Origin of the sequence: Paraburkholderia tropica (genome assembly GCF_900109265.1) — a bacterium.
In the GTDB taxonomy this organism is placed as follows: domain Bacteria; phylum Pseudomonadota; class Gammaproteobacteria; order Burkholderiales; family Burkholderiaceae; genus Paraburkholderia; species Paraburkholderia tropica.
In genome coordinates this window covers 424,207-448,802 of sequence record NZ_FNZM01000002.1, presented here as the reverse complement: position 1 = coordinate 448,802, position 24,596 = coordinate 424,207, and the positions used below count along the sequence as shown (strand labels likewise).

The window sequence follows — 24,596 nt, the reverse complement described above, 5'->3', positions numbered from 1 at the left end:
CGGACATCAGTAGCCGACCGCGCGGGTTGCTGCCGCGGCCTGCGTCGTCGGCAAAATCAGGCTGATGACACGGCTCCACTTGACGAGAGAAGACGTATCGACAAACACCACATCGTTGGGCTTGAGCTGGAACGAATCGGCCGTGGCCATCGCCGACGCATTGCTCGCATCGAGATGGAATACCGTGGGCTGCGAAGTATCGCGGCCGCGCACGACGTACACCTGCGAAGCGTCGCCCGACGCCTGGCTGATGCCGCCCGCGTTACCGAGCGCTTCGTTGAGCGACATGTGGCCGTTGTTGAACATCACGCCGCCCGGACGCTCCACTTCGCCCACCACGAACACCTTGCTGTCGGCCTGCCCGAAGACGCGCACGAGATCGCCGTCGCGCAGGATGATGCGGTCGGGGTTGAAGCCCTTGCGGATCATCTCCGGCATATCGACGACCACCGTCGTATCGCCGCGCGTGACCGCGACCTGCGAGCGATCGGCGTTGCTCGTGAAGCCGCCCGCGCGGTTGATCGCTTCGGGCAAGGTCATCGGGCGGTCGTTGAGCACTTCGACGCCCGGCGTTTTGACCTCGCCGTCCAGATACACGCGCTTGCTGCGATAGGTCTGGATGCGCACCGTCACCTGCGGCTGACGCACGTATTTCGCAAGCTTGTCGGCGAGCGCGTCGCGCACGCCCATTTCCGAGAGCCCTTCGACTTTCAGCGGCCCGATATAGGCGTACTGGATGAAGCCGTTGGTATCGACCGTATAGCCCGACGACACCGAACTCGCGCCGCTGCCGTCGCCGCCGCCGCCCGACATCGGCAGGTTCAGTTCGGGGTGGTCCCAGACCACGATGCTGAGAATGTCGCCAGGACCGATTTCATACGGCACGGCCTTGGCGAACAGCTTCTGCACGTCGGTGGGAATGCCCGTGGGGCGCGCCGCCGCTTCCTTCGTCACGAGGTCGCGCGTGATCTCGACGAGCGTGCCCGAGGGCGCGCCCGCGAAGCCCTTGGCCACCACGCTGTCCGGCACGTTCGAGCCGGGCGCGCCTGTGCCGGTCGCGCCCGCGTTCGCCTCGCCGGACGTGCCGCCGCCTTTCGCGGGGGCATACGTCATGCCCGGCGCGAGCGCGCAGCCGCCCAGCCCGGCCATCGCCAGGCACACGACCCACAAGCCGACGCGGCGCTTCGCGCCCGCGCCAATCGATTGATACGCGTTCGTTTCCATTGACCTACCCCCATCCGTTGCCCATGTTCCGCGTCATTCCGTGTGACGCAGATACCTGGTCCGCCCGGCGCAAACGCGCCGCTCATTTCCCCTGCTGAATCCGGTGTTCAAACAAAACGACTCAAGCAATCTCAGTACGTCAGTACGCGCCGCTGCCGCGAATCACGACGAAAAACGTCTTGAACAGAATTCCGATGTCGCGACGGAAGGTCCAGTTCATCACGTAGAACACGTCGAGCGAGACGCGCGTGGCGTAATCGATATCGTTGCGGCCGCTCACCTGCCACAGTCCGGTGATGCCCGGCGTCGCCATCAGGTAATACTTGCGCGCGTCGCCGTAGCGCTCCAGTTCCTGATCGATGATCGGGCGCGGGCCCACGAAGCTCATTTCGCCGCGCAGCACGTTCCAGAGTTGCGGCAGTTCATCGAGACTCGAATGGCGCAGGAAGCGGCCGATGCGCGTCACGCGGATATCGTTTTTAAGCTTGAATTCGCGCTCCCATTCGGCCCGCGCTTCCGGATCGCGGGCGAGCAGGTCCTTGAGCACCTGCTCGGAATTCACCACCATTGAGCGGAATTTCAGGCAACGGAACGGCTTGCCGTGACGGCCCACCCGCGTGTGCCCATAGAACGCCGCGCCGCCATCGCGTTTGACCAGCAGCGCCACGACGAACAACACCGGCGAAAGCAGCACCAGCGCGCTGAGCGCCGCGACGATGTCGAACATGCGCTTGAGCGCGTGGCCGACCACGGCGGCGCGCACCGAACCCATCTCCACTTCGATCGGCTCGCGATGCCACCAGGCGCGCGTGAGACGCAGCACGCTGAATTCCGAAAAGAACAGCGTGTGCGAGGCCATCAACGAGATGCCGGTCGTCAGCGTCCAGTAGATGAACCACGGCAGTTGCAGCAGATGATCGTGATGAATCGCGTAAAGCAGCACGAGGCCGCAGAGCTGCACGGCGAGCCACGCGAGCGCCGTGCGTCCCGCGACGCTGAAAATCGAGCGGCTGCCGCGCGAGCCGTAAGTGCCGCAAGCCGGAAACACCGAGAGCGCCAGTGCCGCACAAAACGCCACCAGCGTCGGATCGGGATGATGTGCCGCGCCGACCTGCGTGAAATTCAGGTTCAGGTGCACGGCGCACACTGCGCCCAGCACGATCAGCACCACGTCGACCGTGCGTTGCGTCAGTAGCGAACTTCGCGTCAGCTGCGTTCCTTGCGTCAGCTGAGGCCCTTGCGTTAGATCTGACATGTCCTACCCCAGTGCGTGTCGTGTTCATCAGACGTTTTGGGTCTGACGTGGTCGTCCTCGGAGAGCGAACGCACGCTCTCTCTTTGCCTGGGGATGCAGATTCGTACTTCGCCCGCCCCAACAGGCCACAGCGACACATTACGGTGTGGACAACGGGCAAACCGTGCGCAATCCCACCAACGGTTTGTGTTCGTGGCGGCGGCTTCGTGGCGAGGCACGCACACCATGAAGCACGCCATGCGCGGGCGAGGCGATATGTACGGTCTCGCACATTCGCCGTGTCTTTTCGTGGCTTCTTTTTTTTGTGTGATCTGCGTTTTCTCTTAGCAGCGCGCGCGTGACGATTTACGCCATTTAATAGGAATCCGTATTATTGGCGACGCAATTTTTTCCGTGATGTGTGCGGCGGGACACACAAGGCGATTCCTCTGCGGAATGCCGCATTCGTTTTCCCCATTCGTTTTCCCCATTCGCTCGCCGCGTTCGCCTACGCACACACTCGCGCGTTCACTCCGCCGCAGAATGTCGGCAAACCGCACCACGCGAGGAACCTGCCGTGAAGCTCTCTATAAACGCAGCCCGCCCGCACGCGACTGGGCGCCTCGTCGATACGATCATCGGCGCTTGCGCCGTCTTCGGCCTGATAGTGGGTCTCGCCGCAACGCCGGCACACGCCGCCGATGCGGTGCGCGCGATGCCCGCCAGCGATTTCATCGACTCGCTCGCGGTCAACACGCACGTGAATTACACCGATGGCGCCTACGTGAACGTCCACAACATCGCCGACGATCTCAACTGGCTCGGCATTCGCCACGTGCGCGACATCGTGCCGAACGGCTCGCCGCCCTTCGACAACTATGTGTACCTCGCGCGTCGCGGCGTCAAATTCAATTTTCTCGTGCGCACCAATATCGACGAATCGATCGCCCAGGCCGTGGCCTTGAATACCGCCGTGCCCGGCAGCGTTGCCGCCATCGAAGGCTTCAACGAGATCGATAACTTTCCGGTGACTTACAACGGGCTCAAGGGCGCCGCCGCCGGGCTCGCCTCGCAGCGCGACATCTATAGTCGCGTGCAGACCACGCCCGCGCTCGCGGGCGTGCGTGTGTACGACGTGACAGGTTATGACCCGAAGGGAGTCGACACGCGCACGAGTTCCGCCGATTATTCGAACACCCACGTCTATCCGCAAAACGGCGAACAGCCGAGCTATAACGCGAACGGCGACCACTGGCTGCCGGCGGCCCTCGGCTCGGTGAAGAAGTTCGAGTTGCCGGTCGTCGTGACCGAATTCGGCTATTTTTCGATGCCGCAATCGGGCTGGTACATGCTGGGCGTGGATGAACCGACCCAGGCCAAAGGCGTGCTCAACGGCTATATGGATGCGGCGGCGGCGGGCGTGAAGCGGCTTTTCGTCTACGAGTTGCTCGACCAGAAACCCGATCCGCAAAACAAGAACGCCGAAATGCATTACGGCATGTTTCGCAATGACAACAGCCCGAAGGTCGTCGCGCACACCATCCGCAATCTGACGACGATTCTGAACACGAACACGCCGCATCGCACCAGAGCGGCCGCGCGCGACACGCTCGCGTACACGCTCTCCGGCATGCCGGTTTCGGCGTACAGCTTATTGCTGAAGAAAAAGGACGGCCGCTTCGTGCTCGCGCTCTGGAACGAAACGCCGATCTGGGATCGGGCGAAAGGCACGCCGCTCGTCAGCCCGCCGGTGCCCGTTCAGGTGGGTCTCGGCGCGAACGCGCGCCGCGTGGATGTGTACGATCCGATGGTGTCCGCCGAGCCGCTCGCGACGCATCGCAATGAAGGCCAGATCAGCGTGGACGTGCCCGATCACCCGATCCTGCTGGAAATCACGCCCGCCGGTACGCCGGGCACCTGATTTCGATTCATTCGGATGACGAATTAAATGGCCGTGCTGAAAAGCCTGATAAAACCCGCCTGTGGGCTTTAACGTTTGACGAGCGCGCGCAGCGCGAAGAATGGCCGATACACCGACGGACACGCCGCGTACAGAAACATGCGGATGCGAAAACCGAGTTTGATGTGCGGCCTGCGCAGCGCGAGCATGAGGCGCTCGCCGAAACCGCGCGCCGCGAACAGATCGCGCACGTAGCACTCGCGCGCGAGCTTGGGCACGAGCAGCGCGCGCATCGCGTCGCCGACACCCGCGATATCGGCATCGCGTTCGAATTGCGCCGACTCCACGAGGCCGAACGCATTGGTCTGCTTCACGCGCGCGATGAACTGCTCGACCGTGCGCAGCCGCTTCTTGCCCGACAAGCCGCCGCGCCGGTAACGCACGAGCGGTTCGCGCAGGCTGACCGCGCCGCCCGACATCACGGCGCGAAACGTCATGATCTGATCTTCGGCCATCGCGCCCGGCAGCATCGGCCCGAAGCGCTCGAACAGCCGCCGCGACCACGCGTGCGACGCGCCCACGAGCCACGGACGCTCGCGCGCCCAGTCGTCGAAATTGCGGTACTGGCCGAGGTCGGTCGGCGCGATGCGGCCCGCCTCGCCGTCTTTGCCTTGCTGCCCCTTCGCGCCTTCGAATTCTTCGAGGTCGGACGCGATCAGGTCGATCTTGCGTCCATGCGCGTTCCAGCACGCGACGAGACGCTCGCAACGTTCGGGCGACGAGACGTCGTCGCCGGCCGTCACGACCAGCAGGTCGCCCTGGCTTTTCGCCGCGAGCTGGGACAGATGCGCGCTGATGCCCGCGTTTTTCTCGTTGCGGTTGAGCACGACGCGATGCGGTCCGCGATAGTCGCGCACGGCGGCTTCGATGGCGGCGAAGGTGCCGTCGCTCGAACAGTCGTCGGAGATCAGGATTTCGAGCGGCGAATAGCGTTGCGCGAGCGCGCCCGCGACGGCATCGGCGATCACACCGGCCTGGTTGTAGGCGATGAGCAGCATCGAGACCAGCGGGCGCGAGGCGTCGTTCGCGGACACGGCAGGACCTGCCTCAGTGCGTTCGTCTTCCAGGTTCATCGGCGATGGGCGGCCCGTGCAGGCGGGCGAGTGGGACGAGTGGGGTTGGCACCGCCGGGAGGCCAGTCCGGGCGGCGCGGGCGGCCATACTATCATGCGGCCCCGTTGACCCGGAACGCCTGGCGGGCGCGCCCGCCGCACCGTGGCGTCGGGCCGACACCGCCGTCCTCGCTCACACCCCCGCAGGCTCGCCGCGCGCGAGTTCGAGACGCTGGGCGCCGAGCCGGCAGATTTCGGCGCGGCAGCGGCGCACGTGGCGTTCGGCCAGCTCGATGGCAACCCCGACGCCGCCCGCCCGAATCGCACCAATCAGTTCGGCATGCTCCGCATACGTTTCGCCGACGCGCTCGCCGTACACGAAGCCCAGCCGGTGCACCACGTGGATGCGGTCGGTCACGCGCCGCAATGCCGCTGAAAGCTCGGCGTTACCCACGGCGTCGACGAGCGCGAGATGAAACGCCTCGTCGAGCGCGGCCACGCGGCGTGCATCGGTGAGCCGAGCCGCCTCCGGCACGAGCCAGATCGCGCCCAGCGCGTCGAGCGCCTGCACCGCCGCGCGATCGCCGCGCGCGTGGCGCTCGCAGAGTCGGCGGATCGCGAAGGTTTCGATCAGCTCGCGCATTTCGTAAAGATCGTCGAAGCGGCTGAAGTCGATCGGCGCGACTTCCCAGCCGCCGCGCACGTAGCCGCGCATCAGGCCGTCGCCTTGCAGGCGCTGCAGCGCTTCGCGCGCGGGCGTGCGCGACACTTCGAAGCGCGCCGCGACGGCCGCCTCGGTCAGCCAGACGCCCGGCAAGAGGCGCAGCTCGAAGATGTCCTCGCGCAAACTCTCGTAGACGCGGTCGGCGCGCGACGCTCCGCCGCGTGCGGCGCGCAGCGGCGTGGGCGAGCTGGTGGCGTTAAGCGGGTTGGGCGAGCGCGTGGAAAGCGTCGAAACGAGCGAGCGGGCGTCGAGCGCGGAGGCCGGCGGCGTCAACGGCGCGGCGGGCTGTGCGTTTGTTTGCACATCGGCGCTCGCAAGCGGCGACGGCGACGACGGAATGAGTAGATTGGGTTCGCGCATGATCGGCGCAATTATCGGCAGCGCGGCAAGGCTCCGTATTGACCTCGCTCCAATCCTGCGTCCGTCGGCGCGCATGCGCCCGGCAGCCCACGGAGGCGTCCCGGCGCCTTTGTATAATCGCGGTTTCGGCCCGCATTCACGCTGCATTCAGCCCGCATTCAACGCGCATTTAACTTTTTGACCGGCGTTCACCTTTCATGCTCAGTTTCGCCCTCGGCTTCATCGTTTCACTGCTGGTCACGCTGCTGATCGTGCGTTACGCGCATCTGCATGAAAGGTTTTCCGTCGATTCCGATCTCGCGGGCGTGCAGAAATTCCACGCGCGGCCCGTGCCGCGCATCGGCGGAACCGGCATTCTGGCGGGACTCGTGGTGGCCGCCGCGCAGCTTCACCACGCCTGGCCGACCGTGTCCGGCGGCATTCTCGGCATCGTCGCCTGCGGGTTGCCTGCGTTCGGCTCCGGGCTCGTCGAGGATCTGACCAAGAAGGTCTCGCCGCTCGCGCGCCTCGTCTGCACGATGGCCGCCGCCGCGCTCGCGTATTTCCTGCTCGGCATCGCGGTCACGCGCATCAGCGTGCCGCCGCTCGACTTCCTGCTTTCCTACGCGGCCATTTCGTGCGTGATCACGGTGCTGGCCGTCGCGGCGCTCGCGAATGCCGTCAACATCATCGACGGCTTCAACGGCCTCGCCTCGATGGTCGCGTTCATGATGTTCGCCTCGCTCGCCTACGTGGCATTCCAGGTGCACGACCCGGTCGTGCTCTCTGCCTCGCTGATCATGATGGGCGCGGTGATGGGCTTCTTCATCTGGAATTTCCCGGCGGGCCTGATCTTTCTCGGCGACGGCGGCGCGTACTTCATCGGTTTCATGCTCGCCGAACTGGCGATCCTGCTCGTCATGCGCAACCGCGACGTCTCGGCCTGGTATCCGGTGCTGCTGTTCATGTACCCGATCTTCGAGACCTGTTTCTCGATCTACCGGAAGAAGTTCGTGCGCGGCATGTCGCCCGGCATTCCCGACGGCGTGCATCTGCACATGCTGGTCTACAAGCGCCTGATGCGCTGGGCCGTGGGCGCGCGCACCGCACGCGAACTCACGCGCCGCAATTCGCTGACGTCGCCGTATCTGTGGCTGCTGTGTCTGATCGCCGTGATTCCGGCCACGCTGTTCTGGCGCCACACGCTGCATCTGTTCTGCTTCGTGGTGGTGTTCGCCTTCACTTACGTGTGGCTCTACGTGAGCATCGTGCGCTTTCGCTCGCCGAAGTGGCTCGTGGTGCGCAAGCAGCGCCGGACCTGAAGCGGCGACGGCAGTGGCAGCGGCGGCGAACGGCGCAATTGCCGCACCCGCCGCGCATCCTCCGCGTACAGATGGCCCCGCTGCGCCCCGCCGTGCGGGTACAATTTACCGGATGGCTGCCCGGTGCCGGCCATCGCCTTACCGCACGCCGTTGTGCACCGCGATCAGGGAATCCATCACAAGGAGAGCCGACATGAGCCGTTACCTTGCTTTTGCCCTTGCGCTGTTCGCCGTCACCCTCGCCGCCTGCAACACCATCGCCGGAGCCGGCGAAGACATCTCGAAGGGCGGCAACGCCATCACCAATTCAGCGGACAAGGCCAAGTAACGCGATAGGCCTGCCCCCGGCCCCGCCTTCGCGCGGGGCCGTTTCGTTTGTGCTTCGCTTGTGCTTCGTTTGTGCTTCGCCCTCAATGCTGCGCGCGCAGCCTCGCCACTTCCTCCTCCAGCTCGCGGATGCGCGCGTCGCGCTCGTCCAGCGCCGCTTTCACGTCGGCGGCCTCGAAACGCTGCGGAATATGCTGCGGGCAGTTCAGATCCCACGCCGTCACCGTGAAGACGATCGCGCGGTCCGCGCGCGCCTTGTAGCCGGGCGGCATCAGCCGTTCGATCAAGGCCGGGTCGTCGTCGATCACGCGCGCCTCGCCCCAAATCTTGACGCGGCGCCTGCGCGCGTAATCGATCAGGAACAGATACGCCTTCGCGTTGTCGGTCAAATTGCCGAGCGTGATGTATTGCTGATTGCCGATGAAATCCGCGAACGCGATCGTGCGCGCGTCGAGCACGCGCAGAAAGCCCGGCGGCCCGCCGCGATGCTGAATGTACGGCTGGCCTTCGCTGTTCGCGGTGGCGAGGAACACGCTGCGCTGCGCCTCGACGAACGCCTCGATATCGGGCGTGAGGTCGGTGCCGAAACCGCGCTGCGTCTCCATCCGGGCATACATTTCGCGGGAACCCAGCTGCGTCTGCATCGCCTTCACGGTGGGCGTGAACGCGACGTCGCTCGGGTAAGCGTGAACGGGCGATTCCATCTTCGGCTCCTTCTGGCTGCGCGGCAGCGCGCTGGAGATACCAAGATAGGGCCTACCGTCGGCAAAGAGAATCCCGCGCGATCGGGAATCATCCTCCCGAATTTCGGGAGGCTCGCAGCACAGAGAAAAAGCGCGCGTGCATCGTAGCTCCTTTGCGCTGCGCGAAGCGCTACCCTTGTAGCTCGCGCCGCGCCGCGCGAGTCCACTCATCGCTTCGGCCGGGGCGTTCGCCTCATCCGCCGCAGCGCATTGGCTGTTTCAGGCCGGGAGGAAAGCATGTCGAAAACGATCTGGGTCGTCGTCGCCAACCGCGTCACCGCACGCATTTTCGCGACGGATAATCCGCTCGGCGCCATCGAGGAAGTCGAGACGCTGCTTCATCCCGAAAGCCGCGTGCAGGAACAGAGCCTCGTGAGCGACCGCTCGGGCCGCACCGAGCGCTCGGGCGGGTCCGGCCGCCAGTCGAGCGACCCCGACACGCAGCATCACGAGCACGAAACCACGGTGTTCGCGGCGCAGGTCGCGGCCCTGCTCGCGAAGGCGCGCAACGACGCGCGTTACGGCACGCTCGCGCTGATCGCGCCGCCCGCGTTTCTCGGCGCGCTGCGCAAGGCGCTCGACGCGCAGACGCGCCATCTCGTCACGCTCGAACTCGACAAGGATCTCGCGCTGCTCGATCCGCGCACGCTGCGCACGCATCTGCCCGAGCGGCTCGTGCGCGCGGAAACCTGAACCTTCGCGCGTAAAAATCGCGTCGATCCCGCGCCGATCCTGCGTAATGCCCGCCTAACCCGCGAGGTGCGCGAGACAGGTGCGCACGAAGCCGATCGCGTGTTCGCCGGCCAGCATGCCCAGCAGGCCGACGAGCGCGATCGTGGGCGGCGCCGGCGACTTCACGTCGAGCAAGCTGTAGAGCAGGCCCGCAAGCGCGCCCACCGCGAACGAAACCAGATAAGCCTTCATCGTTGCGCTCCCCGCCCTTGCGTCCGGTTCATCACGTCCGTCAGGCCATGTCGATCACGACGCGTCCGCGCGTGCCCGCGGCGACCGCCGCATAGGCGTCCTTCGCGCGTTCGAGCGGATAGTGCGCCGCCACCACGGGCGCGGCGAAGCGGCCCGCGTCGAACGCTTCGGCCAGCGCGCGCATGATCGGCGCGGCGTCGGCGACGCCGAGCTTGGCGCTGTCGGCGCCCAGCAGCTGCGTTTCGTTGTGATAGAAGTCGATCAGGTCGAACTCCACGCGGCGCTTGCCCGTCGCGCTGATCTCCACCACCCGGCCGCGCCGCTTGGCGAGCGAGAGCGCCAGTTCGAAAGCCACGCCGCCGACCGCGTCGTACACCACGTCCGCGCCCGCGCCGCCCGTGAGTTCGCGCACGCGGCGCGCGGTGTCGGCGTCCATCGGCACGAAGGCGTCGATCAGGCGCGCCGCCGGCGAATCCGCGTCCGGCGCCTCGCGGCCGATGCCGATCACGCGCGCGCCGCGCGCCTTGGCGATCTGCGTGACCGCGCCGCCCACGCCGCCCGACACGCCGATCACGGCGATCGTTTCGCCCGCGGCCAGTTGCGCGTAATCCACGGTGCCGAGCCAGCCCACCACGAAATTCACGCCGATCGAAGCCGCCTGCGCATGCGTCAGCGACGCGGGCTTTTTCGCCAGCGCGGCCACGGGAATCTCGATGAACTCGGCGTGCGTGCCGTCGCGCGTAAAGCCGATGTCGCCGCCCGTGCCCCAGACTTCGGCGCCGAGCCATTCGTCGGGGCCGGCGACCACGACGCCGCTGAAATCGCGGCCCGGCACGCGCGGCGGCACGGTGTGATCGAAATGGCCCGAGACGTTCTTCACGTCGCTCGGATTGACCGACGCGCTTTTCACCTGGACCAGTGCGTGGCCGGCGGCGGGCTGCGGCGTCGGGAGATCGACGAATTCGAGGACGTCGGGCGTACCGAAGGTCGTGAAACGGATGGCTTTCATGGCATGACTCCGTGAGTGCGTTCTAGCGTGAGAACCAGTCTAGATTGCCGGGATGCCGTGGTGTGGACAGATGCTTTCGAATTTCGGACAAGGCGCGCGCAAGAAAACGGCCCGCGCGAGGGCGGGCCGTTTTGGCATCGTCGAGACACGCCGCTCAGAGCGCGTTCAGCGGAATCTTCAGATAGCGCACGCCGTTGGCCTCCGGCTCGGGCATGCGACCCGCGCGGATATTCACCTGGATCGACGGCAGGATCAGATTCGGCATGGCCAGCGTGCGGTCGCGCGCCGTGCGCATCTGCACGAAGGCGTCTTCGGTCACGCTGTCGTTCAGATGGATGTTGCCGCGGCGCTGCGCGGTGACCGTGGTTTCGAACGCCGGGCCGCGCGACTCGGGCGGGTAGTCGTGGCACATGAAGAGACGCGTCTCGCCGGGCAGATCGAGCAGACGGCGCACCGAGCGATAGAGCGTGTGCGCGTCGCCGCCCGGGAAGTCGCAGCGCGCCGAGCCGACGTCGGGCATGAACAGCGTGTCGCCGACGAGCACCGCGTCGCCGATCTGGTAGGCAAGATCGGCGGGCGTGTGGCCAGGCACGTGCATCGCGCGCGCCGTGAGCGGACCGACGTGGAAGGTCTCGTTGTCCTTGAACAGATGATCGAACTCGCTGCCGTCGGCGGCCACCGTATCGCCGAGATTGAAGACCGTGCGGAACACGCCCTGCACCGTGCGGATGTGTTCGCCGATCGCGATCTTGCCGCCCAGTTGCTGCTTCAGATACGGCGCGCCCGAGATGTGGTCGGCGTGCGCGTGGGTTTCGAGCAGCCACTGCACGGTGAGCCCGTACTCGCGCACGAAAGCGATCACGCGGTCGGCGGAACCCGTGGACGTGCGGCCCGACTTCGGATCGTAGTCGAGCACGGGGTCGACGACCGCGCACACCGAGCCGCGCCCCGTGTGCACGACGTAGGTCACCGTGGACGTGGCGGGATCGAAGAACGGCTCGACGAGCGCCGCGGGGGACGCAGGGGTCACGGGGGCGGCAGCGATGGGGGACTCGGACATGGGTGCTCCAGACGACAAACTCGGACAGATTCGGACAACGGCGCGCAGCGGCCGGAACACGCTGCAACGCCTTCCCTTTCGAAAAATGCGACTAAAACGCGCGCGAGACTGCGGGGCGGCGTACGGGCCGACGCATTCATTCCGACAACGTCATCGCGATGCTTTATTGAAACACATATTATGAACGGATATAATGTTTGTCAACAAACTGTCAGCCTGTCCGGGACGCTGTGACGCGGCCGGGCCGACCGAACCTTGATCCGGCGCTCACCGGCGCCCATTCGCCGCACGACCATGAACTCACCGATCACTCCCGAAGCGCTCGGCGCCCTGCGCGAATCTGCCGAGAAATGCTGTGCGCTGCTCAAGGCGCTCGCGCACGAAGACCGTCTGCTGCTGCTGTGCCAGCTCACCGAAGGCGAGCGCAACGTGGGCGAGCTCGAAGCGCTCGTCGGCGTGCATCAGCCGAGTCTCTCGCAGCATCTGGGCGTGCTGCGAGAGGAAGGTCTCGTCGAAACGCGCCGCGAGGGCAAGTACATCTATTACCGCCTCGCCAGCCACGAAGTCATCCAGGTGATGCAGACGCTGTCGAGCCTCTACTGCGGCCGCCTCAAGGCGCGCCCCGCGTAAGCCGTGTGATGGCCAGGTGACGCCCATGAATATCGATCTCGCTCACTTCACGCCGCTCGCCTCGCTCGCGGGCGGTCTCATGATCGGTGCGGCGGCCGCGCTGCTCGTGCTCGGCAATGGGCGCGTGGCGGGCATCAGCGGCATCGTCGGCGGCTTGCTACGCGTACGCGATGCGGCGGAAGAGCGGGCGTGGCGGCTCGCGTTCGTCGCGGGGCTGTGCGCCGCGCCTTGGGTGTGGTGGCTCGCGCGGATGAATGTCGGCGCCACGTCGGATGCGACGTCGGGCGCGGCTTCGTCCACGACAGCCAGCGCCGCCCTGCCCGCTTCAAGCATCGCCGCAATCATCACCGCGTCGCCGATCACGCTGATCGTCGCGGGCCTGCTCGTCGGCATCGGCACGCGCTACGGCTCGGGTTGCACGAGCGGTCACGGCGTGTGCGGCATCGCGCGCGGCTCGCTGCGTTCTTTTGCCGCAACCGGCCTCTTCATGGCCGCCGGTTTCGTCACGGTCTACGTGGCGCGGCACCTCGTCGGAGCCTGAAAAATGCGCGCAATCCGCCCATTCGTCGCCCTCGCCTGCGGTCTGCTGTTCGGCCTCGGCTTGATCGTCTCGGGTATGGCGAACCCGGCCAAGGTGCTAGCCTTCCTCGACCTCGCGGGCCGCTGGGACCCGTCGCTGGCTTTCGTGATGGCGGGCGCCATTCTCGTCGCCGCACCCGCTTTCCGTTTCGCGCGCACGCGCACCGCGAGCCTGCTCGGCGCGCCCATGCAACTGCCCACCGCCACGCGCATCGATCTGCGTCTCGCCATCGGCGCGCTGCTGTTCGGCGCGGGCTGGGGTCTCGCGGGCTTCTGCCCCGGTCCCGCGCTCGTCAGCGCCGCGAGCGGTCAGCCGCGCGCGTGGCTGTTCGTGGCCGCGATGCTCGCGGGCATGGCGCTGTTCGCCGTGTTCGAGTCGCGCACCCGCCGTTCTTAATCTGCCCCACTCAGGAGTTTTCGAGTCCATGCAAATCGTGCAACACGACGCGCGCTTCGCGAGCGCCGATCAGATCTCGCCCGCCGACCTCGCCGAGATCGCGGCGGCGGGCTTTCGCTCGGTCATCTGCAACCGGCCCGACGGCGAAGGCGGCCCGACGCAACCCGCGTCCGCCGAGATCCGCGCAGCCGCAGAGCAACTCGGCCTGCAATTCGCCTGGCTGCCCGTCACGCCCGGCAAGATCGGCCCCAATGAAATCGCGCAGTTCACGCAACTGCTCGCCGACCTGCCCGCGCCCGTGCTCGCCTATTGCCGCACCGGCAATCGCGCGACCAACCTCTGGCAGTTCGCGCAGGCCAGCGCCGCCGCGCATCCGGTCGCCGAACCGGTCGCGCCCGCCGTCACGGCCACGCCCGCCTGCAACTGGAACGCGGACGAGAAAGCCTGGGACGTCGTCGTGATCGGCGGCGGTCTCGCGGGCATCTGCGTGACGTCGAGCCTGCTGCGCCGCCAGCCGAATCTGCGGATCGCCATCGTCGAGCCCAACGATCATCACGACTATCAGCCCGCCTGGACGCTCGTGGGCGGCGGCGCATTCGACGTGAAGAAAACCCGCCGTCCGATGGCGAGCGTGATCCCGCGCGGCGCGACGTGGATCCGCGCCGCCGCCGAGCGCGTCGAGCCGCATGCGAACCTCGTGCGCCTCACCAACGGCGAGTCCGTGGCCTATCGCCAACTGATCGTCGCGCCGGGGCTGCGCCTCGCGTGGGAACGCATCGCCGGTCTGCAGGAAACGCTCGGCAAGAACAACGTCACCTCGAACTATCGCTACGATCTCGCGCCGTACACGTTCGAACTCGTGCAGCGCATGCAGGGCGGCACCGCGCTGTTCACGCAGCCGGGCATGCCGATCAAGTGCGCGGGCGCGCCGCAAAAGGCGATGTATCTGGCCTGCGATCACTGGATGAAGCGCGGCGTGCTCTCGAAGATCAAGGTCGAATTCGATCTCGCGGGCGCGGTGCTGTTCGGCGTGCCGACCTTCGTGCCGCCGCTCATGGAATACGTGAAGCGCTACGACGCGAAGCTCGAATTCAACGCGAACCTCGTTGCGATCGACGGCCCGGCGCGCAAGGCCACCTTCGAAGTGAAGGACGCCGACGGCAACGTCACGCGCGTGGAAAAGCGCTTCGACATGATTCACGTGGTGCCGCCGCAGGTGCCGCCCGACTTCATCCGCGACAGCGAACTCGCCGACGCCGCGGGCTGGTGCGAAGTCGATCACGCGACCTTGCAGCATCCGCGCTGGCCCAATGTGTTCTCGCTCGGCGACGTCAGCTCGACGCCCAACGCGAAGACGGGCGCGGCGGCGCGCAAGCAGGCGGTGATCGTCGCCGAAAATGTGCTGGCCGCGCGCGCGAACCAGCCGCTGCGCTATCGCTACGACGGCTACGGTTCGTGTCCGCTGACGGTCGAAAAGGGCAAGGTCGTGCTCGCGGAGTTCGGCTACGGCGGCAAGCTGCTGCCCACGTTCCCGCTCGACCCCACGCGTCCGCGCCGTCTGATGTGGTTCCTCAAGGCCAGCGTGCTGCCGCGCTTCTACTGGAGCGGCATGCTCAAGGGCCGCGAGTGGTTCACCGGCGCGGCGCACGAGTAAGCGTCGCGCTGCCTGCCGAACCTGACGTCACTTCGGAGAAGTTCCACATGGCGCATATGGATATGGTCACGCTGGTCAGCGCCGCGCTCGGCTCGGTCGTCGGCCTGATCCTCGCGCTGACGGGCGCGGGCGGCGCGATCGTCGCGGTGCCGCTGCTGGTGTTCGGGCTCGGCCTCGAAGTCGCGCAGGCCGCGCCGATCGGCCTGTTCGCGGTGGCGCTCGCGGCGGGCATCGGCGCGCTGCTCGCGCTGCGCGAAGGCAAGGTGCGCTACAAGGCCGCCGCGCTGATGGCGGTCTCGGGCGCAATCATCTCGCCCGCCGGGCTGTGGGTCGCGCATCGCGTGCCCGACGCGCCGCTCATGCTGATATTCGCGCTCGTGCTGGCGCGCGTGGCGTGGCGCATGTTTCATCAGCAACGAGCGAGGACCGACGACGACGCGCTCGATCTGCAAGGCGGCGCCGACCTGTGCGCGTCCGACCTGCCCTGCCGTCTCAACGCCGATCGCGGCAAGCTCGACTGGACCGCGCCCTGCGCGCGGGCGCTCGCGCTCTCGGGTGCGATGGCGGGCTTTCTCTCGGGTTTGCTCGGCGTGGGCGGCGGCTTCGTGATCGTGCCCGCGCTCAAGCGCGCCTCGGACATTCCGATGCAAGGCATCGTCGCGACGTCGCTGGCCGTGATCGCGCTGGTCTCGACGGCGGGCGTGGCCGCGTCGGCGGCGAGCGGCCACATGCTCTGGCTCAACGCCGTGCCGTTCGCGGCGGGCGCGCTCGTCGGCATGCTGATCGGCCGCGTGTTCGCGCGCCATGTGAGCGGCGCGCGTCTGCAGCAGTCGTTCGCGGTGTTCGCGGGATGCGTGGCCGTGGGCATGGCCGTGAAGGCCGTCCACGCGATGATGGCGGCGGGCGTGGTGTAACGCGCGCGGCTTCGGTTCAAGCGGGGCGGCTGAGTGCCGCCGCGCCGCTCATCCCTCGAAATCGAGCCCGCCGATCAGCACTTCCGGCTCGCCCTGCGTGCGCGTGGAAAAGTCCACCGGACGCGCCGTCTCCCACGAGGCCATCTTGCGCATCGTCGCGTCGAGATAATGCGCGAAGCGCGCCTCGCCGCCGGGCTCCATGAGCCGCTCGATCTCGTCGACGTCCCACGTCAAAAACACGTTCAGCGGATACGCAAACGGATGGCGGTTCTCGCTCGACGTCCCCGAAAGGCGCACGCGCGTGGGATGGCCGCGGCCCGCGTTCGGCACGACCTCCACGTGCACGTCCGGCCCAAACTGCTTCGCGAGCCGCGCGGCAATGCGCGGCGCGAATTCTTCCTCGAAGCGATGGACGGCTTCGTTGCTCATGCGCGCGTGTCTCCCTGTTCGGCGAATCGCGGATGCCGCTTGTGTGCGGCTTGTCCGTGCTGTGTTCGCAGCTTGCCGAAACATCCTACCGCGACGTCAGCGCAGCAGCCAGTCGCCGTAGGATTTGCTGCCGATCAACAACACTGCGTGCACGTCTCGCGCTTCAAGCGATACCTCAAGCCGTCTCGCGCAGGCGGCGCGCCGCCAGCAAGGTGCTGCGCAGCCCTTCGAACGAATAGATCAGCAGCGCGACCCAGATCGCGCCGTATCCGAACGCGCGCACCGAGCCGAACGGCTCGCCATAGATCAGCACGCCGGTGAGCAACTGGAGCGTCGGCGTCACGTACTGAATGAGGCCGAGCATCGAAAGCGGAATGCGCCGCGCGGCCGCCGCGAACAACAGCAGCGGCACGGCCGTGATGGGCCCCGCCGCCACCAGCAGCAGTTGCAGGCCGAGCGGCGCGCGCGCGAAATGACTCGCGCCCGCGAGGCCGATGATCGTCAGATAGATCAGCGCGACCGGAAACAGCAGCACGGTTTCGAGCGCGAGCCCTTCGAGCGCGCCGAGCTTCGCGGTCTTGCGCAAGAGCCCGTAGCCGCCGAAGGTCACCGCCAGCGCGAGGCTGATCCACGGCGGCGTGCCGTTCTGCCAGGTGAGCCAGGCCACGGCGAGCGTCGCGATGGCCACGGCGCACCATTGCAGCGGCCGCAGCCGTTCGCGCAAAAACGCATAGCCGAACACCACGTTGATCAGCGGATTGATGAAGTAGCCGAGACTCGCCTCGACGATATGCCCCGCGTTCACGGCCCAGATATAGAGCCCCCAGTTGGCCGACAGCAGCACGGCGCTCGCCGCGAAGCGCGCGAGCAGACGCCGGTCGCGCAGCGCGGGCCGCAGCCACGCCCAGTGATGACGCACCACGAGCACGCCGAGCACGAACACGAGCGACCACGCCATGCGATGCGCGAGCATTTCGAGCGCGGGAATCTGGTGCAGCGTCTTGAAGTAGACGGGAAACAGCCCCCACAGAGTGAAGGCGGAGAATGCGTACGCGATGCCGGGATTCATGATTCGTTCTGGTGTCTGACTGCGGGCCGGCCGCGAACTGTCGGCGATCGAACCGCGCTGCGAGAAGGCCGGGGCAAGCTGGCTCGCGCCCATCCGATGGACGCACTCACGCCGACGACAGGCCGACACGCGAGGTCCGGAGCGAGCGAAATATCGGCCAACCCTGCGCCGAACCGCCGGTTTTGCGACAATAGCGGATTTTCGCCGCCAGCCCTTGCCGCTGTCCAGCCTGACGACGCGCTTACGATCCCCACGCGATCGACGCCGCCGCGCCAGTCCGGACGTGATCGCGACACGGTGCGAAGCGTCATAGCCCAGGCAGTCAGGCCACTTTAGTCCGCGATAGTCCGCGCCGTCCGCGATGACCCTACCCCATATCGATCTGCTGTATTCCGTCTCCGGCCTCGCAGTTGGCTTTCTGGTCGGCCTGACCGGCGTGGGCGGCGGCTCGCTGATGACGCCGATCCTCGTCCTGCTGTTCAACGTGCACCCCGCGACCGCCGTCGGCACCGACCTGCTTTACGCGGCGGCGACCAAATCGGCGGGCACGCTCGTGCACGGCCTCAAGGGATCGGTGGACTGGCGCGTGACGCTGCGGCTCGCGGCCGGCAGCGTGCCCGCCGCGACCATCACGCTGATCCTGCTGCACCGCTTCGGCATGGATACGCCGCGCGCCGGGCATCTGATCCAGTCGGTGCTCGGGGCGGCGCTGCTCATCACGGCTGTCGCGCTGATCTTCCGGCCGCAGCTCGCGGCGTTCGCCTCGCGCCATCGCCATGCGCCGGGCGAAGCGCGCACGCTGTTCTTCACCGTGCTCACGGGCGCGGTGCTCGGCGTGCTGGTCTCGATGACTTCGGTGGGCGCCGGCGCGATCGGCGTGACGGTGCTGCTGCTGCTCTATCCCGCGCTGCCGACGGTGCGCATCGTCGGCTCCGACGTCGCGCATGCGGTGCCGCTCACGCTGCTCGCGGCCACGCTGACGCTGGTCGGCGTGCGCCTCGTGCTGGCCTGAGCGCCGCGCGGCTGAATTCGGCCTCGCGCGATTCCGCCTGGCGCGATTCACATAGCGAAACCCGCGCGCCGCGCCTCAGCGGCGCGCGCGCCACGACCCGCCGGCGCGCGCCATCGGCGTACCCGGCGTGCCCCCGGCCTGAAGCCGCTTCAGGCGCTTCAGGCGGATTCAACCCGCGTCAGAGATACGGCGCCTGGCGAAAAAACCGCCCGTTCAGATCGACCTCGAATTGACGCAGCCACTGCCCGCGCGCATCGATGCGATACGCCTGGGCCCAGGCGCCGCGCCGCACGACGAGGAGTTCGCCGTGCTCGGGATCGTCGGGATCGGTTTCGCCGCGCACGTCGAAATGGATGGGCGCAAAGCCATGCCGCGCACAGGCCAGCTCGAACGCGGCCCGGTCGATCAGCGGCAAATCGGTATAGGTATGGATAGTCATGACAGTTACCTGCAATGAGTCCGCGCACGATCCACGGATAGCATGACCGGGACCTGCGCACTTCCAACATATACCGCCAATTGCGCGTCCGCTGTGTGTCAGTCCGCACTTGCGCGCGCGCTTTTCCTCGCGCGCTGGAAATAGTCCGATAAAAGCGAGCCGATAAACGCAGGCCGAAAACCGCGGACGATGAAAGCACCCCAAAAAAACAAAACGGGCTCCGGCGCGATGCCGGAGCCCGTTCGTGCCGCCCGCGCGCCCGGCGGTGCTGCCGGAGGCGCGAGTGATCGGCTTACGACTTTATTGCTGCATGACCGTCAGCTTGTTCGTCACCGACTTCACGCCCGCCACGCCTTGCGCGACCTGGCCGGCCTGATCGATCTGGTCCTGCGACGGCACCGAGCCGGTCAGCGTAACCGCGCCGCTACGCGAGCGCACCGTGATGTTCGACACGTCGATGCCCTGCGCCTTCGAAAGCGCCTTGCGCACCGTGTAGCCCAGCTTGCGGTCGGCCTTCTTGCCGGCCGGAGCGGCCTTCGTGGTCGTGGCGGCAGCCGCGCCGCTCGCTGCCGAGTTGTCCTGCGCGTACACGCTGCACGCCACCGTCACGCAAGCGACTGCGGCCAGGGTCTTCAGAATAGCGACCGATTTCATGTTCTCTCCTTGTTGCTATCGCGTAAGTACTTCTCTCGTTGCTTCGCTCATTGCTTCGCCCAATGCTTAGCTCCGTAGCGAGGATGGACCGCTTCGGCCGACGGCAGACGGCGCATGCGCCGTCTGCCGGTCGCGCACCGGCGGCTTCGTTACGACACCCGCGGGCAGCCGCCGGAGGCGCCTTCGAGGGCGCGCGCGACGACATAGCCGTGGTCTGGCCACGCTGATGCGAGAGAGTGCGAGAGGCTGGAATGGGCACGGTGCGCTGGGCGGGGGCGGGATCGGTCGATCCACCCTGACGCGCCCTGGCCGCGTACCTCGTTATTGTCTTTTGTTCGTTTTGTTCTGTGTCTCGCGGCGAACGGCAAGGGCCGCCGCGGCGCTCCACAATTTAGCCTGGGCGCGGCGCGAGCGCAAAGGATTTAAGGGCGCGGCGCGGCTTGCGCGCCACGGCAACCGCGCGGCACGCTCACGGCAACCTGTTAGCCGCCGCAACGGCGATTCTCATGTACCATCGGCGGGCGGACCGGCCGCGAACGGCCCGGGCGGACCGCCCGCCCGAAACGGCCGACGCAGCGAGCGCGCCGGGCGCACTGAGCACAGCGCGCGCCGACCGTGCAGACGCCACGTCCGCGCACGTGCACCGGCGTCCGACTACCCGGCTCGCATCGCCCGCCCCACGAACCTCCGAGGCCCGCCTTTCCCCGATGAAGTCCCCCACCGGCCGCAAACCTCCTCCCCGTCTCGTCGCGCGTTTCGTGGCGATTTCGTGGCGCGACCTGGCCGTCTCCTTCGGTCCCATCCTGCTCGTGAGTGTGGCCGCCATCTGGCTCGCCGTGCGCCTGATCCAGCCCGCGCCGCCCAGCACGCTCACCATGAGCGCCGGCCCCAAGGGCAGCACGTTCTGGAACGCCGCGCAGAAGTACAAGGCGATCCTCGCGCGCAACCGCATCACGCTGAACGTGCTGGAGTCGGAAGGCTCCGCGCAGAACCTGCAGCGGCTCGCCGATCCGGCTTCGCACGTCGACGTCGCCTTCGTGCAGGACGGCCTCGCCAGCAAGGTGCCCGACCGGCTCGTCTCGCTCGGCAGCGTCGCCTACGTGCCGCTCGCGGTGTTCTATCACGGGCCGCCCGTCACGCGGCTGTCGCAGTTCGAAGGCGAGCGCCTCGCCATCGGCGCGGAGGGCAGCGGCACGCGCGAACTCGCGCTGACGCTGCTCAAGGCCAACGGCATCGTGCCCGGCGGCAAGACGCAGTTGCTGCCGCTCTCCGGCGACGACGCCGCCCGCGCGCTCGTCGAAGGCAAGATCGACGCGGCTTTCCTGACCGGCGACTCCGCGCAGCCGCCCGTCATGGGCCGCCTGATGCGCATGCCGGGGGTGCGCTTTTTCGACTTCACCCAGGCCGATGCCTACGCGCGTCGCTTTCCCTACCTCACGGCGATCACGATCCCGATGGGCGCGTTCGATTTCGGCCGCAACCTGCCGCCGCATCCGTTGCAGTTCATCGCGCCGACGGCCGAACTGGTCGCGCGCGACTCGCTGCATCCGGCGCTGTCCGATCTGCTCGTCGATGCAGCCAAGGAAGTGCACGGCCGCTCGACGCTGCTCCAGCGCGCCGGCGAATTCCCGGCGCCGCGCGCCCAGGACTTCCCGATCAGCGACGACGCCGCGCGCTACTACAAATCGGGCAAGGGCTTCCTCTACCGCGTGCTGCCGTTCTGGCTCGCGAGCCTCGCCGACCGCCTGCTGGTGGTGCTGGTGCCGATCATCGTCGTGCTGATTCCGGGGCTGCGGCTCGTGCCCGGCCTCTACGCCTGGCGGGTAAAATCGCGCATCTACCGCTGGTATGGCTCGCTGATCGCGCTGGAACGCGCCGCGCTCGCCGACAACTCGCCCGCCGAGCGGCGCACGCTGCTGCGCCAGCTCGACACCATCGAGGAATCGGTCAACGGCATGAAGATGCCGCTCGCGTATGCGGATCAGTTCTACGTGCTGCGCGAGCACATCGGCTTTGTGCGCTCGCGGCTGTCGCCCGCCCGCGAGGGCGGCGCGGCGCGCGGTGAGCATGGCGCGAGCGGTCTGGACGGATTCGGCACAATGGGCGGATTTGGCGGTATGAGCAGCACGCCCGAGAACGCCGAAGTCGATACGGGCGACGCGATGGACGAACGCGTCGCCGAAGAAGCGCCCGAGGCGAAGGAAGCCGGCGCGGAAGCGAACACGGAAGCGAACACGGAAGATAACGCGGAAGCGAACGTGGAAGACAAGGCAGAAACACGCAACGAAACACGCGGCGCCTGACACCGCCCGCGCAGAAATTGCAGCACGCAGCACCGAATACGATCGATACTCAAACGACGGGTCGCCGCTGCGGCCCGCATGAAAGCCCATAGCGGAGGAACAGCATGATCAGCGGCATCGACGCCAGCCAGCCAGCCTGGTTCTACGACTTCGTGTCGCCGTTTTCGTATCTGCTGCTGGAGCAGTACGACAAGTGGCCGGGCTTCGACTTCGCGCCGACGCCGGTCCTGCTCACCGACCTGCACCGCCATTGGGGCCAGCCGCTCGGCGCATCGATTCCGGCCAAGCGCATCTTCACGTACCGTCACGCGCTGTTCCGCGCCGAACAACTGGGCATTCCGTTCAAGATGCCGCCCGCGCATCCGTTCGACTCGGTCAAGCCGATGCTGCTCGCCATCGCGGCGGGCGGCGACTTCGCCTGCGTGCGCGAGATCTTCCGCTTCATCTGGCGCGAAGGCCGCGACCCGTCGACCGAGGAAGGCTTCGAGCAATTGTGCGAGCGCGTGGGCATCGCGCACGGCGAGGCGCTGATCGAGGAAGAAGCGGTGCGCGCGCAACTGCGCCGCAACACCAACGACGCGATCTCGATGGGCGTATTCGGCGTGCCCACGTTCTGGATGAACAAGCAGTTGTTCTGGGGCGAAGACGCGCTGCCGATGGTGCTCTACTGCGCGCGCACGCCGAACTGGCTCGACTCGCGCGAGGTCAAGCGCATCAGCGCGCTGCCTTCGGGTTTGCCGAAGCCGGAAAAGGCCTGAAAACCTGCGGCGAACGCGGGCGAGCGACGTCCAAGCAACGTATAAACCACGTCCGCCGCCCGCGCTGATCCCCGCCATACCGCGCGCCCTATGGCCAGCGCGCGCGCCGCGGCTTAAGGTTATGCCTGACGCCGTGCGCACGAAGCGCGGCGCGTGCGCGCTCACTGCGTTCCCCGCGTTCCCGCTTTCATCGCCATGGACGACTCTGCCCTTTCCCTCGATATCTGGCTCGTGCGCGTGCTGCGCACGCTGCTGGTCGAGCGCAGCGTCACCCAGGCCGCGCTGCGGCTGAACCAGACGCAGCCCGCCATCAGCACCGCGCTGCGGCGGCTGCGCGAAGTGCTCGGCGACCCGATCCTCGTGCGCGGCAAGGCCGGCATGGTGCCGACGGAATACGGCGAGTCGCTGCTGCAATACGCCCAGCGCGTGCTGCGCGACGTCGATTTCGTCGCCACGCCGCACGGCGAATTCGATCCGCTGCGCTCGAAGCGCACGTTTCGCCTCGCCGCGCCCGACTATCTCAACGACTTCTTCATGCCGACGCTGATCGCGCGTTTTCGCGAGGCGGCGCCCGCTGCGCGGCTGGAGATCCTCTCGCTTTCGCCGACGCTCGACCATCACGCCGCGCTCGACGCGGGCGAACTCGACATCGTGATCGGCAACTGGCCGAAGCCCGATCCGCGTTTCGCGCGCAGCGACCTGTTCGCCGACAAGATCGTCTGCCTGATGCGCGCCGACCACCCGCTCGCCCACGCGCCGCTCTCGCGCGAGGACTACCTGGCGGCGGGCCATCTCGCGCCCACGCCCTACACCGGCGCGAACGCGAGCCCCGTGGAGCTGGGTTTCGCGAAGGCGCGCGCGCATCGCCACATCGTCGCGACGCTGCCGTATTTCGGCCTCGTGCCGCAAGTGCTGCTGCAATCGGATCTGATCTTCACGACCACGCGCCGCTTCGCGCTGCACTACGCGGGCATGCTGCCGCTCGCGGTGGTGGAGCCGCCGTTCGCGTTTCCGCGCATCCGCTGCTATCAGATGTGGCATCCGCAACCGGACCGTCCTAGCGACGTGGGCTGGCTGCGCGAGTTGATCGATGCCGTCTCGGTGTCGTTGACGGTGCCCGCGCGCAAGCGGCGCGCGAAGCAGGACACGTCCTCGAAAGCCGCCATCTGACGCCGCAAAAACAAAAAAGCCGGACAACAACGTCCGGCTTTTTTCAAACTTCCGCAAGCGTGAGCGCGCTACGCCCGCGCGAATCCGCTCTCCTGCGCATGCCGATGAACGTCGAGCGGCATCGCCACGCGCAACTGCATCAACTGCGCGGCCACGGCCACCGCAATCGACGACGGCGCCTTGTCGACGATTCCCGTCACGCCGATCGGGCAAGTGATCTCGTCCATGCGCTCGCGCGCGATGCCGCGCTCGGCCAGACGCCGCTCGAACTTCACGCGCTTGGTTTTCGAGCCGATCAGCCCGAACCACGCGAAATCGCGCCGCTTCATGATGCGCAGCGACAGCTCGAAATCGAGCGCGTGATTGTGCGTCATCACGATGAAGTAAGCGCCCGGCGGCGCGCTGTCGACGATCGCCGCGGGCGTGTCGGTGGCCTCGACCTGCACGTTGGCGGGCACTTCGTCGGGGAACAGTTCGTCGCGCTCGTCGACCCATTGCACCACGCACGGCAGCATGCCGAGCAGCGTCACCAGCGCGTGGCCCACGTGCCCCGCGCCGAACAGCACGACGTGCATCGGCCCGTATTGCGGCACCGGCGTGCTGCGTCGGCCGATCACGACGCGCCCCGTCGCATCCACGCGCACACAATGATTCGGATGACTGATCATGT

General features: G+C 67.1%; 26 protein-coding genes. 13 read left to right on the top strand and 13 right to left on the bottom strand.

The genetic code is table 11. The features are described from left to right. Positions 1-6: 6 nt before the first annotated feature. The gene (locus BMY06_RS04355; protein ID WP_124263307.1) at positions 7-1,224 is read right to left on the bottom strand and encodes a polysaccharide biosynthesis/export family protein; all 1,218 of its coding nucleotides are present in this window, start codon (positions 1,222-1,224) and stop codon (positions 7-9) included. Between the two features lie 139 nt (positions 1,225-1,363). Further along, positions 1,364-2,479 carry a sugar transferase gene (locus BMY06_RS40445; protein ID WP_065057229.1) on the bottom strand — a complete coding sequence of 372 codons (1,116 nt, stop codon included), beginning with the start codon at positions 2,477-2,479 and terminating at the stop codon, positions 1,364-1,366. A 556-nt stretch (positions 2,480-3,035) separates the two neighbouring features. On the opposite strand from BMY06_RS40445, the gene BMY06_RS04345 reads away from it, so the two are divergent. After that, positions 3,036-4,379 carry a calcium-binding protein gene (locus BMY06_RS04345; RefSeq protein WP_237181324.1) on the top strand — a complete coding sequence of 448 codons (1,344 nt, stop codon included), beginning with the start codon at positions 3,036-3,038 and terminating at the stop codon, positions 4,377-4,379. Between the two features lie 68 nt (positions 4,380-4,447). On the opposite strand, the gene BMY06_RS04340 is transcribed toward BMY06_RS04345, so the two are convergent. Together BMY06_RS04340 and BMY06_RS04335 are read right to left on the bottom strand one after the other, a co-directional pair. Further along, positions 4,448-5,491 (bottom strand): glycosyltransferase family 2 protein, encoded by a 1,044-nt coding sequence (locus tag BMY06_RS04340; RefSeq protein ID WP_074981662.1) that lies wholly within the window; start codon positions 5,489-5,491, stop codon positions 4,448-4,450. Between the two features lie 172 nt (positions 5,492-5,663). Then, positions 5,664-6,554 carry a GntR family transcriptional regulator gene (locus BMY06_RS04335; RefSeq protein ID WP_080180172.1) on the bottom strand — a complete coding sequence of 297 codons (891 nt, stop codon included), beginning with the start codon at positions 6,552-6,554 and terminating at the stop codon, positions 5,664-5,666. Positions 6,555-6,751: 197 nt separating this feature from the next. Here BMY06_RS04335 and BMY06_RS04330 point away from each other — a divergent pair, with 197 nt between their 5' ends. Both BMY06_RS04330 and BMY06_RS04325 read left to right on the top strand, forming a co-directional pair. Continuing rightward, entirely contained in the window at positions 6,752-7,855 is a 1,104-nt protein-coding gene (locus tag BMY06_RS04330) for an MraY family glycosyltransferase (RefSeq protein ID WP_065057227.1), read from the top strand. Positions 7,856-8,048: 193 nt separating this feature from the next. Beyond that, entirely contained in the window at positions 8,049-8,183 is a 135-nt protein-coding gene (locus BMY06_RS04325; RefSeq protein WP_065057226.1) for an entericidin A/B family lipoprotein, read from the top strand. A gap of 82 nt (positions 8,184-8,265) precedes the next feature. On the opposite strand, the gene BMY06_RS04320 is transcribed toward BMY06_RS04325, so the two are convergent. Further along, positions 8,266-8,886, bottom strand: coding sequence for a pyridoxamine 5'-phosphate oxidase family protein (locus BMY06_RS04320; protein ID WP_065057225.1), 621 nt, complete (start codon positions 8,884-8,886; stop codon positions 8,266-8,268). Positions 8,887-9,162: 276 nt separating this feature from the next. Here BMY06_RS04320 and BMY06_RS04315 point away from each other — a divergent pair, with 276 nt between their 5' ends. Beyond that, entirely contained in the window at positions 9,163-9,618 is a 456-nt protein-coding gene (locus tag BMY06_RS04315) for a host attachment protein (RefSeq protein WP_065057224.1), read from the top strand. 54 nt (positions 9,619-9,672) lie between these two features. Here the strand turns inward: BMY06_RS04315 and BMY06_RS04310 are convergent, their stop codons facing one another. The 3 genes from BMY06_RS04310 to BMY06_RS04300 all read right to left on the bottom strand — a co-directional run bounded on the left by BMY06_RS04310 (position 9,673) and on the right by BMY06_RS04300 (position 11,918). Then, on the bottom strand, positions 9,673-9,849 hold the full coding sequence (locus BMY06_RS04310; RefSeq protein ID WP_065057223.1) for a DUF1427 family protein: 177 nt from the start codon (positions 9,847-9,849) through the stop codon (positions 9,673-9,675). 40 nt (positions 9,850-9,889) lie between these two features. Beyond that, positions 9,890-10,858 (bottom strand): quinone oxidoreductase family protein, encoded by a 969-nt coding sequence (locus BMY06_RS04305; protein WP_065057222.1) that lies wholly within the window; start codon positions 10,856-10,858, stop codon positions 9,890-9,892. 154 nt (positions 10,859-11,012) lie between these two features. Beyond that, a complete protein-coding gene (locus BMY06_RS04300) occupies positions 11,013-11,918 on the bottom strand; it encodes an MBL fold metallo-hydrolase (protein ID WP_074981660.1) in 906 nt (301 codons plus the stop codon). A 294-nt stretch (positions 11,919-12,212) separates the two neighbouring features. Between BMY06_RS04300 and BMY06_RS04295 the strand changes: the two genes are divergently transcribed. Genes BMY06_RS04295 through BMY06_RS04275 form a run of 5 tightly spaced genes read left to right on the top strand, consistent with a single transcriptional unit; the run spans position 12,213 to position 16,092 of the window. Continuing rightward, positions 12,213-12,548, top strand: a complete 336-nt coding sequence (locus tag BMY06_RS04295) for an ArsR/SmtB family transcription factor (RefSeq protein WP_065057220.1) — start codon at positions 12,213-12,215, stop codon at positions 12,546-12,548. A 25-nt stretch (positions 12,549-12,573) separates the two neighbouring features. Next, positions 12,574-13,089: a YeeE/YedE family protein gene (locus tag BMY06_RS04290; RefSeq protein WP_074981771.1), complete on the top strand. Its 516-nt coding sequence runs from the start codon at positions 12,574-12,576 to the stop codon at positions 13,087-13,089. Between the two features lie 3 nt (positions 13,090-13,092). Beyond that, complete coding sequence (locus BMY06_RS04285; RefSeq protein WP_074981658.1) at positions 13,093-13,524, top strand: YeeE/YedE family protein; 432 nt, start codon at positions 13,093-13,095, stop codon at positions 13,522-13,524. Between the two features lie 28 nt (positions 13,525-13,552). Then, positions 13,553-15,178, top strand: coding sequence for a bifunctional protein tyrosine phosphatase family protein/NAD(P)/FAD-dependent oxidoreductase (locus tag BMY06_RS04280; RefSeq protein WP_074981656.1), 1,626 nt, complete (start codon positions 13,553-13,555; stop codon positions 15,176-15,178). Positions 15,179-15,234: 56 nt separating this feature from the next. Next, positions 15,235-16,092: a sulfite exporter TauE/SafE family protein gene (locus tag BMY06_RS04275; RefSeq protein ID WP_373681570.1), complete on the top strand. Its 858-nt coding sequence runs from the start codon at positions 15,235-15,237 to the stop codon at positions 16,090-16,092. Between the two features lie 48 nt (positions 16,093-16,140). Here the strand turns inward: BMY06_RS04275 and BMY06_RS04270 are convergent, their stop codons facing one another. Together BMY06_RS04270 and rarD are read right to left on the bottom strand one after the other, a co-directional pair. Next, complete coding sequence (locus BMY06_RS04270) at positions 16,141-16,521, bottom strand: DUF5594 family protein (RefSeq protein WP_074981655.1); 381 nt, start codon at positions 16,519-16,521, stop codon at positions 16,141-16,143. Between the two features lie 175 nt (positions 16,522-16,696). Continuing rightward, on the bottom strand, positions 16,697-17,590 hold the full coding sequence (gene rarD / locus BMY06_RS04265; RefSeq protein ID WP_074981653.1) for an EamA family transporter RarD: 894 nt from the start codon (positions 17,588-17,590) through the stop codon (positions 16,697-16,699). Between the two features lie 361 nt (positions 17,591-17,951). Between rarD and BMY06_RS04260 the strand changes: the two genes are divergently transcribed. Continuing rightward, entirely contained in the window at positions 17,952-18,602 is a 651-nt protein-coding gene (locus tag BMY06_RS04260; protein ID WP_074981651.1) for a sulfite exporter TauE/SafE family protein, read from the top strand. A 178-nt stretch (positions 18,603-18,780) separates the two neighbouring features. Here BMY06_RS04260 and BMY06_RS04255 read toward each other — a convergent pair whose 3' ends face one another. Beyond that, entirely contained in the window at positions 18,781-19,041 is a 261-nt protein-coding gene (locus tag BMY06_RS04255; RefSeq protein WP_065057213.1) for a hypothetical protein, read from the bottom strand. 300 nt (positions 19,042-19,341) lie between these two features. After that, positions 19,342-19,695: a BON domain-containing protein gene (locus BMY06_RS04250; RefSeq protein ID WP_065057212.1), complete on the bottom strand. Its 354-nt coding sequence runs from the start codon at positions 19,693-19,695 to the stop codon at positions 19,342-19,344. A 707-nt stretch (positions 19,696-20,402) separates the two neighbouring features. On the opposite strand from BMY06_RS04250, the gene BMY06_RS04245 reads away from it, so the two are divergent. The 3 genes from BMY06_RS04245 (at position 20,403) to BMY06_RS04235 (ending at position 23,926) form a co-directional block, all read left to right on the top strand. Continuing rightward, positions 20,403-21,998, top strand: a complete 1,596-nt coding sequence (locus BMY06_RS04245) for a TAXI family TRAP transporter solute-binding subunit (RefSeq protein ID WP_074981650.1) — start codon at positions 20,403-20,405, stop codon at positions 21,996-21,998. Positions 21,999-22,102: 104 nt separating this feature from the next. After that, entirely contained in the window at positions 22,103-22,756 is a 654-nt protein-coding gene (locus tag BMY06_RS04240) for a 2-hydroxychromene-2-carboxylate isomerase (protein WP_065057211.1), read from the top strand. A 195-nt stretch (positions 22,757-22,951) separates the two neighbouring features. Continuing rightward, positions 22,952-23,926 carry a LysR family transcriptional regulator gene (locus BMY06_RS04235; RefSeq protein WP_074981648.1) on the top strand — a complete coding sequence of 325 codons (975 nt, stop codon included), beginning with the start codon at positions 22,952-22,954 and terminating at the stop codon, positions 23,924-23,926. A 68-nt stretch (positions 23,927-23,994) separates the two neighbouring features. Here BMY06_RS04235 and xdhC read toward each other — a convergent pair whose 3' ends face one another. Beyond that, complete coding sequence (xdhC, locus tag BMY06_RS04230) at positions 23,995-24,594, bottom strand: xanthine dehydrogenase accessory protein XdhC (RefSeq protein ID WP_074981646.1); 600 nt, start codon at positions 24,592-24,594, stop codon at positions 23,995-23,997. Positions 24,595-24,596: the final 2 nt, after the last annotated feature.

Excerpts from the sequence above, each read along its gene's own strand:
- BMY06_RS04355 (WP_124263307.1), bottom strand. The coding sequence starts at position 1,224 with ATGGAAACGAACGCGTATCAATCGATTGGCGCGGGCGCGAAGCGCCGC.
- BMY06_RS40445 (WP_065057229.1), bottom strand. The coding sequence starts at position 2,479 with ATGTCAGATCTAACGCAAGGGCCTCAGCTGACGCAAGGAACGCAGCTG.
- BMY06_RS04340 (WP_074981662.1), bottom strand. The coding sequence starts at position 5,491 with ATGAACCTGGAAGACGAACGCACTGAGGCAGGTCCTGCCGTGTCCGCG.
- BMY06_RS04335 (WP_080180172.1), bottom strand. The coding sequence starts at position 6,554 with ATGCGCGAACCCAATCTACTCATTCCGTCGTCGCCGTCGCCGCTTGCG.
- BMY06_RS04330 (WP_065057227.1), top strand. The coding sequence starts at position 6,752 with ATGCTCAGTTTCGCCCTCGGCTTCATCGTTTCACTGCTGGTCACGCTG.
- BMY06_RS04325 (WP_065057226.1), top strand. The coding sequence starts at position 8,049 with ATGAGCCGTTACCTTGCTTTTGCCCTTGCGCTGTTCGCCGTCACCCTC.
- BMY06_RS04320 (WP_065057225.1), bottom strand. The coding sequence starts at position 8,886 with ATGGAATCGCCCGTTCACGCTTACCCGAGCGACGTCGCGTTCACGCCC.
- BMY06_RS04315 (WP_065057224.1), top strand. The coding sequence starts at position 9,163 with ATGTCGAAAACGATCTGGGTCGTCGTCGCCAACCGCGTCACCGCACGC.
- BMY06_RS04310 (WP_065057223.1), bottom strand. The coding sequence starts at position 9,849 with ATGAAGGCTTATCTGGTTTCGTTCGCGGTGGGCGCGCTTGCGGGCCTG.
- BMY06_RS04305 (WP_065057222.1), bottom strand. The coding sequence starts at position 10,858 with ATGAAAGCCATCCGTTTCACGACCTTCGGTACGCCCGACGTCCTCGAA.
- BMY06_RS04300 (WP_074981660.1), bottom strand. The coding sequence starts at position 11,918 with ATGTCCGAGTCCCCCATCGCTGCCGCCCCCGTGACCCCTGCGTCCCCC.
- BMY06_RS04295 (WP_065057220.1), top strand. The coding sequence starts at position 12,213 with ATGAACTCACCGATCACTCCCGAAGCGCTCGGCGCCCTGCGCGAATCT.
- BMY06_RS04290 (WP_074981771.1), top strand. The coding sequence starts at position 12,574 with ATGAATATCGATCTCGCTCACTTCACGCCGCTCGCCTCGCTCGCGGGC.
- BMY06_RS04285 (WP_074981658.1), top strand. The coding sequence starts at position 13,093 with ATGCGCGCAATCCGCCCATTCGTCGCCCTCGCCTGCGGTCTGCTGTTC.
- BMY06_RS04280 (WP_074981656.1), top strand. The coding sequence starts at position 13,553 with ATGCAAATCGTGCAACACGACGCGCGCTTCGCGAGCGCCGATCAGATC.
- BMY06_RS04275 (WP_373681570.1), top strand. The coding sequence starts at position 15,235 with ATGGATATGGTCACGCTGGTCAGCGCCGCGCTCGGCTCGGTCGTCGGC.
- BMY06_RS04270 (WP_074981655.1), bottom strand. The coding sequence starts at position 16,521 with ATGAGCAACGAAGCCGTCCATCGCTTCGAGGAAGAATTCGCGCCGCGC.
- rarD (WP_074981653.1), bottom strand. The coding sequence starts at position 17,590 with ATGAATCCCGGCATCGCGTACGCATTCTCCGCCTTCACTCTGTGGGGG.
- BMY06_RS04260 (WP_074981651.1), top strand. The coding sequence starts at position 17,952 with ATGACCCTACCCCATATCGATCTGCTGTATTCCGTCTCCGGCCTCGCA.
- BMY06_RS04255 (WP_065057213.1), bottom strand. The coding sequence starts at position 19,041 with ATGACTATCCATACCTATACCGATTTGCCGCTGATCGACCGGGCCGCG.
- BMY06_RS04250 (WP_065057212.1), bottom strand. The coding sequence starts at position 19,695 with ATGAAATCGGTCGCTATTCTGAAGACCCTGGCCGCAGTCGCTTGCGTG.
- BMY06_RS04245 (WP_074981650.1), top strand. The coding sequence starts at position 20,403 with ATGAAGTCCCCCACCGGCCGCAAACCTCCTCCCCGTCTCGTCGCGCGT.
- BMY06_RS04240 (WP_065057211.1), top strand. The coding sequence starts at position 22,103 with ATGATCAGCGGCATCGACGCCAGCCAGCCAGCCTGGTTCTACGACTTC.
- BMY06_RS04235 (WP_074981648.1), top strand. The coding sequence starts at position 22,952 with ATGGACGACTCTGCCCTTTCCCTCGATATCTGGCTCGTGCGCGTGCTG.
- xdhC (WP_074981646.1), bottom strand. The coding sequence starts at position 24,594 with ATGATCAGTCATCCGAATCATTGTGTGCGCGTGGATGCGACGGGGCGC.